This window comes from Calothrix sp. 336/3, assembly GCF_000734895.2.
In the GTDB taxonomy this organism is placed as follows: Bacteria; Cyanobacteriota; Cyanobacteriia; order Cyanobacteriales; family Nostocaceae; genus 336-3.
Map to the genome: position 1 here is coordinate 1,932,993 of NZ_CP011382.1, position 12,000 is coordinate 1,944,992.

At 41.3% G+C, this 12,000-nt stretch carries 9 protein-coding genes; 7 read left to right on the plus strand and 2 right to left on the minus strand.

Features of this window, described 5'->3' with window-relative positions; all coding sequences use genetic code 11:
* Positions 1-239 precede the first annotated feature (239 nt).
* Together IJ00_RS07790 and IJ00_RS07795 are read right to left on the minus strand one after the other, a co-directional pair.
* Positions 240-2,909 (minus strand): cation-translocating P-type ATPase, encoded by a 2,670-nt coding sequence (locus IJ00_RS07790; RefSeq protein ID WP_035151703.1) that lies wholly within the window; start codon positions 2,907-2,909, stop codon positions 240-242.
* A 46-nt stretch (positions 2,910-2,955) separates the two neighbouring features.
* Positions 2,956-3,387 (minus strand): pyridoxamine 5'-phosphate oxidase family protein, encoded by a 432-nt coding sequence (locus IJ00_RS07795; protein ID WP_238178458.1) that lies wholly within the window; start codon positions 3,385-3,387, stop codon positions 2,956-2,958.
* A gap of 436 nt (positions 3,388-3,823) precedes the next feature.
* Between IJ00_RS07795 and IJ00_RS07800 the strand changes: the two genes are divergently transcribed.
* From IJ00_RS07800 to IJ00_RS07830, 7 genes are all read left to right on the plus strand, one after another.
* Positions 3,824-5,776: an ATP-binding cassette domain-containing protein gene (locus IJ00_RS07800; RefSeq protein ID WP_035151709.1), complete on the plus strand. Its 1,953-nt coding sequence runs from the start codon at positions 3,824-3,826 to the stop codon at positions 5,774-5,776.
* A complete protein-coding gene (locus IJ00_RS07805; protein ID WP_035151712.1) occupies positions 5,773-6,879 on the plus strand; it encodes an ABC transporter permease in 1,107 nt (368 codons plus the stop codon). Before IJ00_RS07800 ends, IJ00_RS07805 begins: the two co-directional genes overlap by 4 nt.
* 142 nt (positions 6,880-7,021) lie before the next feature.
* Positions 7,022-8,206: a type I restriction enzyme HsdR N-terminal domain-containing protein gene (locus IJ00_RS07810; protein WP_082127282.1), complete on the plus strand. Its 1,185-nt coding sequence runs from the start codon at positions 7,022-7,024 to the stop codon at positions 8,204-8,206.
* Complete coding sequence (locus tag IJ00_RS07815; RefSeq protein WP_035151718.1) at positions 8,188-9,474, plus strand: restriction endonuclease subunit S; 1,287 nt, start codon at positions 8,188-8,190, stop codon at positions 9,472-9,474. Before IJ00_RS07810 ends, IJ00_RS07815 begins: the two co-directional genes overlap by 19 nt.
* Before the next feature lie 410 nt (positions 9,475-9,884).
* Entirely contained in the window at positions 9,885-10,757 is an 873-nt protein-coding gene (locus IJ00_RS07820; RefSeq protein WP_052754416.1) for a hypothetical protein, read from the plus strand.
* 252 nt (positions 10,758-11,009) lie between these two features.
* Entirely contained in the window at positions 11,010-11,588 is a 579-nt protein-coding gene (locus IJ00_RS07825) for a PspC domain-containing protein (RefSeq protein ID WP_035151724.1), read from the plus strand.
* Positions 11,589-11,649: 61 nt separating this feature from the next.
* Positions 11,650-11,850 (plus strand): hypothetical protein, encoded by a 201-nt coding sequence (locus IJ00_RS07830; protein ID WP_144051052.1) that lies wholly within the window; start codon positions 11,650-11,652, stop codon positions 11,848-11,850.
* Positions 11,851-12,000 lie beyond the last annotated feature (150 nt).

Consider the following 12,000-nt stretch of genomic DNA (forward strand, 5'->3'; position numbering starts at 1 on the left):
CTTAAGAGTCTATGAGTGAATTCCTTGCTAACGAATCAACTTTAATGCGATCGCGAAAAACTAGACCTCAAAATTTAGCCATCAATAGGTGTTTTGACTAAAATCACGTAATGACGTTTTTGGCAACTAATATATGTTGACCGGCGCTCTAGTACCGCAAAGCGGAAATCAAAAGTCAAAAGTCAAAAGTCAAAATGATTACAGCGTAAGCGTTTCGTTATCAAAGGATAGTAAATCATTTAGAGATTTTCTTGCATAGGTTTTCTTGATTTAGATTGAATAACTCGTTGGGGTCGATTGAGAAACTTTAATTGTTCAAACCAAAGTAGAGCAATCGCCCCACCGCCCAAACAAATTGCCAGGTCAATTGGGTGTAAGAAGGAGAAGCTAAACAATTGACGCAAAAATGGGAGATACAACACGAACACTAGAAAAGCCAGTCCCCCACCAATCACCCACCAAAGGGCATTATTGGGGGATTTCAAGATTTTGAGACTGAGGCGAGATGAAGAACTTTCACTCAAAATTAGTCCTAAATTTGCCAAAATCAACGTCGTAAACGTTAATGCACGGGCATCAAGTTCGCCTTGTCTGCGATATAGTGCAACCACAAAGATGACGAGAGCGATCGCTAAAATCCCTACCCCTTGTAGCATTGCCAAAGCCAAAATCTTCTTACCAAATAAAGGTTCTTTGGGGTTGCGGGGAGGACGCTGCATCACCGTTGCTTCTGCGGGTTCGGCTTCTAAAACAATTGAGCAAGCTGGATCAATAATTAAATGTAGAAAGGCAACGTGAACGGGAAGTAATACTAACGGCAACTTAAACAACACTGGAATTAAAGACATCCCAGCAATGGGAATGTGAATCGCTAGCAAATATGCCATTGCTTTGCGGAGATTATCAAAAATTCGCCGTCCCATTTTCACCGCTTGCACGATGGACGAAAAATCATCATCTAATAACACTAACGCCGCCGACTCACGAGCCACATCTGTACCTCGTTGTCCCATCGCAATCCCAATTTGTGCAGATTTGAGCGCAGGGGCATCATTCACACCATCCCCAGTCATGGCGACGACTTCACCCTGGGATTTCAAAGCATTAACTAACCGCAGTTTTTGTTCGGGAACAGCGCGTGCAAAGATGTTTGTAGTTTGAATGCGCTCCTGGAGTTCAAGGTCACTCATGAGATCCAATTCTGCTCCCGTCAAAATAGCTCCCATTTGCATCAATCCAATCTGACGGGCAATAGTTTGAGCCGTTCCTGGATAATCACCCGTAATCATCACCACTCGAATACCTGCGGTGTAACATTCTTGAATCGCCGCCGCAACATTTGGACGCACTGGATCAGACAGTCCCACTAATCCGAGAAATTGAAAAGGAAAGTCATGTTGCTCGTCGGGTAAATGATGCGGATTGAGCGAGGGATGAGGTGGTAAAAATGGGGGCGGTGCATCAACAAGAGAGGCTTTGGCAACGCCTAATACACGCAATCCTTGATCTGCCATTTCACTGATTTGGGCTGCAAGAATTTTCTGCTGTTGGGGCGTGAAATGACAGAGATCCGCGATCGCTTCCGGCGCTCCTTTGGCAGCAATTTCATACTGTTGTCCGTCAGCTGATTGCCAAACGTGAGACATTGCCAATAGCTGCGGTGAAAGCGGATATTCTCGTAACAGCTTCCAATCGTTATGCAGATGTTCAGTATGTGCGAGATAGCGATCTCCCAATTGCTTAAATGCTTTCTCCATCGGATCAAAGGGATCTCTCTGACTCGCCAAAATGCAAAACTCGACTAATTCATGAAATGCTTCGGGGAGCAACTCGCGTAAATGCAATTCCAAATTATATGGGTGAGGATTTTCTGCCTGGTTGTATGCAAATAGCTGTTGTACAGCCATCTGATTCAGGGTCAGTGTCCCAGTTTTATCAACACACAGAACCGTTGCGGAACCCAAGGTTTCCACGGCGGAAGCACGACGAGCTAAGACGTGTTTCTGAGAAATGCGCCAAGCTCCTAATGCTAAGAAAATCGTCACGACAACCGGAAATTCATTCGGCAAAATTGCCATCGCTAGGGTAATACCCGCAAGAAATCCTTTGAGCCAATCTCCTCGCGTCAGTCCATAAATCACTACAATCGCCACACACAACAATAAAGCGATGCCAAATAAGCGACTCACCAACCGAGTCATTTCCTGTTGTAGGGGAGTCGGTTCTGGCTTGACTTTTTGCAAAGCCTTACCAATCTTACCCATCTCCGTTTGAGCGCCCACCGCTTGAACTTGAGCAATTCCCTGTCCTTGAACTACTAAGGTTCCAGAATATACAAAGGGCAACTCATCTCCCCCTGGACGTGCCATTTCCACCGTACCGGCAGCAGCAATTTTACGGACTGGTAAAGATTCCCCGGTTAATAATGACTCATCGGTTGAAAAATTTGTGCAAGATAACACCATTGCATCGGCAGGTACGCGATCGCCTTCTGCCAACACCAAGACATCTCCCCGAACAACTTCTCGCCCCGCAATCCGTTTTCGCTCACCATCCCGAATCACCAAGGCGCGAGGACTGGAAAGGTCACGCAAGGCTTCTAGGGCGTGTTCGGTTTTACCTTCCTGGTAAAGACTGATCCCTGTGATGAAGAAGACGAAACCCAGTAAAATCAGGGCTTCCTGGAGGTCGCCTAAAATCCAATAGATGATACCACCACCGACCAGCAAAAGGAAGATCGGATCTTGAACGGTTTCCCAAGCAAAGGATAAAATACTGCGAGAGCGAGCCGAGGGGAGTTCATTGTAGCCTTCATCTTGGAGCCGAGCGATCGCTGTCGCAGACGGCAAACCGTTCGCTTCTTGCTCAGATAAGCCAGCCACGGTATTAATATCGACTGTCGAAACCATAATTCTGCTTTTTCCTCATAAAACATCAAAAACAGTATTGCGGTTCTTAGCGACTACTGACTCCATCAGTGGTTCGTCCACTTATTTCACTCTCGTGGATGCGGTAGATGGCGATCGCTTCTGAACGTCCCTCAGCATCAATCCAAGTTCGATTGATGGCAGGTGACAGCGTTGTATTGCGCTCTTTGATCAAGTTCATTGCGCGATCGATTTCTGGTTGTTCGGTGAGGCGTGAGGCTCGACCATTCACAATCACGCTGCGCCAATGCAGAGACCCGTTAATTTCTTCAACCTGTAAGCAGATTTCTGGATTCGCGTCTATGTCATGAGTCTTCATCCCAACCGTTGTAAACAGATAAATATCCGAATTCTCGAGATAATAATACATTGGCATCACGTAGGGTTTACCTTCATGTATGCAGCCCAAATGACCATATCCTATTTTGTTTAGGAGTTCGTGTATTTCTTTGGAACTCATTTCATCAATATCTAACATGACTATTCTTCCCCATTTTTTGTGTTTAATATGTTTAAATTTAATCTTTGCTATAGACAACAAACAATAGAGTTTTAGTTTATTTTATCTCTTTGCAACAGGTTGATTTTATTGTGCCAATTTAATGATTAATTCCCAAACTATACAGAATTACTGATTATTACCCTAAATTCCAACTAAAGCATAAAAAATCAAATTTTTCTTATATCTTTATAGGTAGATAATTCAAACATCATCTATTCCTTTTGGATGTTTTATTTATGCATAGACTATAAATAGACAAAATATTTAATCAATCATAATATTATCTATAAAACTTTATGTTTATTTTTAATCAAATCAGAGAGTATAGGTGTATCTATAAATAATTATTTAGGATTGACGATTAGCCTTTATTCCTTGAGCAAGGTTTTAGCCTATGAAACTTTCCCATGAATTAATTCCTGCTGCTTCTCTAAACTTAAATGAGGTGACAATCGAGGTTCGGGGACTCTACAAACACTATGGTAAAACCATTGCAATTCGCGGACTCGATCTGCAAATCCGCCGTGGCGAATTATTTGGATTGATTGGTCCTGATGGTGCAGGTAAGACAAGCACATTCAATATTTTGGGTGGGGTGATGGAGGCTACCGCAGGTGATGCTAAAATTCTGGGATTACCTGCCCGCGATGCTCGAAATTACACTGGATATTTAACTCAACAATTTTCTCTTTATCCCGATCTGAGTGTGGATGAAAATATCTATTACAGTGCAGGATTGCGACTTGTCCCCGAAAATCAACTTGAAGCGCGACGCACCAAGTATCTTAAGTTGATGCAACTCGATTCATTTCGCGATCGCCTTGCCGGTCGTCTTTCTGGTGGGATGAAGCAAAAGTTAGCTTTGTGCTGTGCATTAATTGCTGAACCGCAAGTATTATTACTGGATGAGCCAACAACTGGAGTCGATACCATTGCTAGGCGTGAGTTTTGGGACATTCTGGCTGGATTAACTGCCCAAAATATTACCGTACTGGTTGCGACTCCCGATTTAGATGAAGCCGAACGGTGCGATCGCGTGGCATTAATTTACAATGGACAAATTCAGCAAATGGGTTCTCCCTCAGAACTCAAGGGTAATTTAGGCTTAAATCGCTTAATTATCCGCACTTCGCAGCTAATTCAAGCAGAACAAGCACTGATTGTTACAGGTGAAATTGCAGAGGTGTCAACATTAGGCGATCGCCTGGAAGTTTTGGTGAAAGATGTGAAATCGGGAATTGCCTTTGTGCGCGATCGCTTGACTCAAAACAATGTACAGTTCGAGGAAATTCAACCAGAATCACCCACACTAGAGAACGTTTTCACCACACTGTTACGCCAAAAAGGTTCTGTACCAAAATCTCTGCCATTTCCGCGAGTCAAAAGCTTGGCAATATCTGAACCTGCAAAGGCGAAAATAGCGATTTCTGCACAGAATCTCAATCGCGTTTTTGGTGACTTTCACGCCGTTGTGGATTTGAATCTTGATATCCGCTATGGCGATGTTTATGGACTTTTGGGTGCAAATGGAGCCGGAAAAACCACCGCCATCAAAATGCTATGTGGACTATTACCAATTAGTTCTGGCGAAATGTCCCTGGCTGGAGAAACAGGTAATCTTCGCAGTGCAGAATTGCGGCAACGCATCGGCTATATGAGTCAGAAGTTCACCCTCTACGATGATTTAACAATTCTCGAAAATTTGCAGTTCTATAGCGGTGTTTATGGCATTCCACCCCGTCAGCAGCGAGAAAAAATTAGTTGGGTGTTATCCATTTCGGGATTAGAAGGACAAGAACATTTACTGACAAGACAACTTCCCGGTGGATGGAAGCAACGGGTAGCATTTGGTGCATCCGTCATCCATGAACCGGAAATTTTGTTTTTAGATGAACCAACTTCGGGCGTAGATGTTTTAGCACGTCAGCAATTTTGGCAATTGATTAATGATTTTGCTCGACATGGGACAGCAATTTTGGTGACAACCCATTATATGAACGAAGCGGAACAATGTAGCCGGATGTGTTTTATGGTTGCAGGGCGGAAAGTTGCCGAAGGTTCTGCCAGTGAGATTAAAGCCGCACAACCTGGTCAATTATTTGAGTTAAAAATTGGCGAACTCCAAGGAAGTTACGATCGCTTACGGCAATTTCTCGAACCGTGGCGTGTCTCCATTTTTGGCGATCGCCTCCACGTTGTTCTCGATCATCCTACCGCAGAACTGCCCCAAGTGCGGTCATATCTGCAATCGGCAAATCTCTCTCTTACAGATATTCAACCCATGCCATTTTCCTTAGAAGATGCGTTTATTGGGGAAGTGCAACGAGCCGGAGGTGCGCCGCCATGATGATTCGCCGCATTCGCAATCAATTATTCAAAGAATTAGAGCAGTTTGTGCGCGATCGCTTAGGTGTTGCCCTCGCCTTCATTTTACCTGTAATTGCCCTGCTAATTATTGGGTATGCAATTCGGCTGGAAGCGAAAAACATTGCTCTGGCGGTGCGGGATCTTGACCAAACAAGCTTCAGCCGGAGTTATATTGAACGACTATACGCCACCAATTTATTTGTCCCAGCACAATGGCAAGGCGAACAATTTCCCGATGCGATCGACCGGGGAGCAGCTCAAGTGCAAGTTACGATTCCACCAGACTTTACTGCTGAGGTACAAGCAGGCAAAACTGGAAATCTTCAAGTTGTGATTGATGGCAGTGATGTGATCAACGCACGGGTAACAAGATTGGCGATTCAGGGAACAACTTTGTCAGTTGTACAAGCCCAACTCGGTAAACTTGCTGACTCTGTTGGTGTAATTTCCCAAGTGCGACTTTGGTTTAATCCGGGACGACAAGAATCATTATTTATTGTACCTGGAAGTTACGGAGTGATTTTAGCCATCTTTCCGCCGTTGTTGATAGCGATCGCCTTAGTGCGAGAAAAAGAACAAGGGACAATTCTACAGCTTTACGCCTCTAGCCTCAGCGCCTCGGAACTATTGCTAGGTAAATCCTTGGCATATACCCTCGTGGGATTGGGAGAAGCTTTAATTCTGTTTATTGTCGGTTTTTTGTTGTTTCAAGTCCGCGTGATTGGCGATCCCACCCCCTTAATTATTGGCACTCCCATATTCATCTGGGTAAGTGTACAACTCGGATTAATCATTGGCATTTTTACTACCACCCAAAGCGCAGCTGTACAGGCGATCGGCACAATTAAAGTGCTGACTGCCTTTTTGCTGGCAGGATTTTTGTTTCCCCTCAATACAGTGCCGTTTCCATTTTCCATTGCTTCCTATTTAGTCCCCGTGCGGTATTACATAGAACTTTGTCGGGATGTATTTGTGCGGGGTTCAGGCTGGTTTGGCACTTGGCATCTCATCGGTGCTTTGCTGCTTTTGGGAATTGTCGAGTTTGCGATCGCTTGGTGGGGAATGCGACGAATGCAACTATAGAGTCACTAGATTTCTCTTAAAATCTCCCATAATGAAAATAGCGCGTACAACGGTAGGATATTATGAATGAATCCAGATATCTATGAAGGCGTTACGCATACATTTCATATATGATGGGTAGATCGATTTGAACAAGCAATAAATGATGACTCAAGATAACTTTAAATCTCTTTTACTATCACTAGGTTTTGAGCAAAATCAAAATGTGTTATCAAAGCATTTTTCGCATACTGAGGGGATGCTCAAGGTAGATTTTAATAAAAAAGAATTAATTTATCCTGAAAGTCATGGATTAATTATTAATGAGCGTCAGACTTGCAATTTCTCTCAAAATGAAAATTTTGTTGTTTTTGAATGCGTGCATCGACTTTTAGCAAAGGGATATAAACCTGAACATATAGAACTTGAACCAAAATGGCAAGTTGGGCATGGTGCTAGTGGAGGTCGTGCAGATATTTTAGTAAAAAATCAACAAGGAAAACCAATGTTGATCATTGAGTGCAAAACAGCAGGTAAAGAGTTTGAAAAAGCTTGGAAAGATACTCAAAACGACGGCGGACAATTATTTTCTTATGCTCAACAAATTCAAGAAACTGAATTTTTATGTCTTTATGCTTCAAGCTTTTTAAATGATGTTTGTGTTTTTGATTATTATGTCATATCTCACAAAGACAACCAAAAAATTATAGCAGATGATCCTAGTCTACTTAGTTTTGAGAAGGCAAAGGATGTAAAAGGAAGATTTAAAGTTTGGCAACAAACATATCAATTAGAAAAAACTACTAAGGGCATTTTTGAAGATAATATTCCTGCCTATCAAATTGGTAAAGATAAATACACTATTGATGATCTTACACCGATTAACGCAAGAGATAAAGAAAAGAAATATCATGTATTCCGAACTATTCTCAGAAAGCATAATGTTTCTGGACGAGAGAATGCTTTTGATATTTTAGTTAATCTTTTTCTGTGCAAGATTGTAGATGAAACTCAGCATCCACAAGAACTTAAGTTCTATTGGAAGGGGATAGCCTACGATAATTATTACGATTTTATTGACCGATTGCAGGGGCTTTATAAATATGGAATGGAAAAATATTTAGGCGAAGAGATTACTTATATTAGTAATGAAGAAATTGAAGGCGCATTTTGGGCAGCAAAACAAAAGCGTAATGCTATTAAAAAGCAAATTAAAGATTATTTTCGCAAACTGAAATTTTTCACTAATAGCGATTTTTCTTTTATAGATGTTTATAACAAGAATTTATTTGATAAAAATATTAAGGTTTTGCTAGATATTGTAGAGATGTGGCAAGACTTGTTTTAGATTTCTTTGAAAATTGGCAAGATGAAGTGGAAACAGGCGGGGGAATGTATCGGGATATTGATTCTGTTAAAAAGTATTGTGAGCATATTGAAGTAGGCTTTGAAGATTATCAAACTCTTTTGTTAGGCGTTCCTTCTGAGCAGTTATTAGAATATGAACTGTTTAAGGAATACAAAAATGAGTTTGATAAAAACACTGAAATTATTAATTTAAAAAAGAGAAAATCTTTTAAGGATTTTTCTGAGCAAGAACAAGAGTCTGAACTTAATAAGCGGTTTTTAGAATATTTGCAAGCGATTGAAAAAAATAAGCTTTATTATTTCATTTTAGCTTTTAATAATCCCCAAAAAGTTCTAATTGTTAAAAGTCCTGCGGATAATAAGGAACAAAAACAATTTCTTGGCTATGAATGGAGTAATGCGAAGGGTAATGAAGGTTTAAAATATCTTACTGGTAGTCATATTACGCCACTTTTTGATCCTGATAATCGATACAATTCTGAAAAAATAAATTATTGGATTCAGCAAAATTTTAACGGGAATAATCAAGATATCGAATTGCAAAACCTCAGCAAATATATTACTTATGCCAGTTTGGTAGATTTATTAGATTTCTCTCGTAAGGATTTTAATAAGGCTTTTTCGCTTACTCCTAAGAAGAATTTAAAAATCGAAACTAAATGGGAATTAGTCAAGTTAGAAAATGTTTGTGAAATTGTTAGAGGTGCATCACCTAGACCAATTGATAAATATATTACAACAGATAAAAATGGTATAAATTGGGTCAAAATTGGTGATGTAAGTGAAGGTTCAAAATATGTGACTCAAGCAGCAGAAAAGATAACTTTAGAAGGTTCTGAGAAATCACGAGCAGTTAAAGAAGGTGACTTTATTTTATCTAATTCTATGAGCTTTGGCAGACCTTATATTATGAAAATATCGGGCTGTATTCATGATGGTTGGTTACTGCTATCTAAATTTAGTGAAAGACTAAACAAGGATTATCTATACGAGATTTTATCTTACAAAGATACTCAACAACAGTTCTCGGAAAGTGCGGCTGGTGGAGTAGTACAAAATTTGAATACTGAAAGAGTCAGAGCCACTAAAATTCCCTTACCACCTTTAGAAGTGCAGCAGCAGATAGTTAATGAATGTGAGCGAATGGAACAAACTAGAAATCAATTTTTTGCAGCCAACATGAATGCTAAGGATTTTGAAAAATTGATTAAAGAGAAGAAAAACGAAATCATAAGAAAATACTTGTAGCTTAAATATTAGGCGTAATAATTTTTGATCTACCTAGCTTTGCTGTAATTCCTCTTGAGATGGGTTGACAAGCGATCGCTGTTGAATATTGCAGACTTATAGGCGATCGCAGGCGAGTTTATCCTCACCGAGAGCTTGAATGGAACTGTTTGGATATTTTAGTTGGTTCAATCCCTGGGGTAGATTCAGGCAGAGCAAATTTCATTTATTATTAGCTCAGTTTTAGTGTTAGCGATGCCCTTGGCAACCACTTTGTAGTATCGCCGATTTTAAAATATATCTAATTCCTGAAGACTAATGCTGAATCGTCTTTGCTTTGCTGCTTTTGGGGATGGCTGAGTTTGCGGCGAATGCAACTATCCAATGAAGCGAATTCATCATGATTCTTGTAATTACTAAGGATAAAATCTATGAAATGGCAACAATTAATTCTGGCTTTTTTCGCCAGCATCAGCTTAATATTTGCAGGTAATGCCCTAGCGCAGACTGACATCAATATTAATAACACCAACCTGATTCGCTTTGGTGGTAGCGTCACCGTACCAGAGAATCAAGTTGTCGAAAATGCCTTGGCTTTTGGGGGGAATGTTACAGTATCCCCTAATGCCAGAGTTTTGGATACTGCGATCGCATTTGGCGGGGATGTCATCCTGAAAAAAGGAGCGCGGGTTGAAGCTGATGCTTACTCCTTTGGCGGCAAAATCGTACAAGAAGAAGGTGCGATCGTTGGTGGTGAGCGTACTACATTCAGCGATAGACATGGGATGATGGATGGTTCCAATCGAGTCAGAATTAGCTTCTTCGCTCAGTATTTTTTCAATGCCATTTTTAGAATTAGTGCCGCCGTAGTCGCAGCGATTCTCGGACTGATTATTTTAAATACTAGCCCACAGTTTATACCAAATTTAGCGACAAAGTTGCGTCAACACCCCGGTTTAACTGCCCTATGGGGACTGGGGGGAATTGTCGGCATTATCTTTATAAGTGTGTTTCTAGCAATTACGCTTATTGGTATTCCCTTGATTCCACTACTAAGCCTGACTGCGATCGTTACTTCTCTAGTAGGATCATTAGCTGTGGCAGTTTTTGTTGGTCAAAGCCTAGTCAGTAATCGTAATTGGTCGTTACAGCAGCAGTTTTTGGTAGGTTTGGCAGTCGTGACTATTCTGACCCTCATTCCATTTTTCGGAGGGTTAATAGTTTTCCTAGTCAATATGTTCGGCTTGGGTGTCATCTTGCTGTGGAAACTTGGTAGAGAAAAACCTCAAATAGCGACTGAGTGAGGGCATTCTCCTGACTTTACTTGTGGCTACGGATCAGGAGATTGAGTTGCAAATCCCATCTACCATTTGACCTTATTTAACGTGAGTTCGATGGATTTGGAATAACCCCTCTCCAAACCTCTCCCCGTGTCGGGGAGAGGCTTAAAACCCTTATTTTTTCACTCAATTCTCCACTTTTAGCCCCTTCCCTTGTAGGGAAGGGGTTGGGGTTAGGTTCCGTCGAACTCACCTTATTTAAGTTTAAGAAAATCTATGATTTACTTGCCTTTGATTTCAATCCTGTTGCTTATTGGACCAGCACTTGCAGCAATCTCCATAACGCGATCGCTTACCACCCGTGGACATTTATTTTTGTTGAGTATATGTATCCTCTACGGAATTTTTCCATTCCTAGTCACTTGGGGGGGGATGGGTTTAGCTGAACGCTTTGGTTGTTCAGCAGAAGCAGTTCGCTTTATTTGTCCGTCCTCATCTTGGCTTGGAGACGTGATTTCGGGAATGTTCATGGCTCACTGGCTGGCGATTTTCGCTATTCCATCAGCCATTTTCGGTGCGATTGGACTCCTGATTTCTTTGATTCTCAAGGTCAAACGATCAGATGTCAATACTCCTGTCATACCAAGGACTATATTTTATCGCAGTCGTCATAAAGTTTTCGCTGGCGTGTGTTATGCCCTTTCTCAGCTATGGAATTTACCAATCATGGGTGTCCGAATTATTACCGTTATTTTAGCGATCGTCATCCCTGGATTTATTTTTCTGTACTTTTGGTGTTGGTTGGCATTCCCCATCGAGCCGCGATCTCAACAACCTGTAGGAGAACAATCATGAGTCTACGCAAAGATCATCAAAATTCTCACCACCCAAAAACCACCTTTGCGGGACAGTTAGTTTGCCCCCATTGCCAAACGGCTTTTCCCATTACGTGGCGGCGATATTGGGCGGCACCGATGGGAGATTATCGCTGTCCCAAATGTCGGCAGATGTTCCATCCTATAACGATTTTACAACCGTGGGTATTGATCATCATCATTGTCGCCACGACGCTGGTTGGAATCGTTATTGCTTTGTTCGGCGCTTAAGTCTTTCTTAACATCTGGCTGGGCGCGTCTCTCATTGTTAACTGAAATTCAGTGTTGAAAAAATTCTGCATTGGTACTTATCAAATATTTCAAAGCAATTTTCTTTTTCCTGATCACATATGTCTTAGTTTCGGCATTTTCTGGACTGATCATCTTCGCTA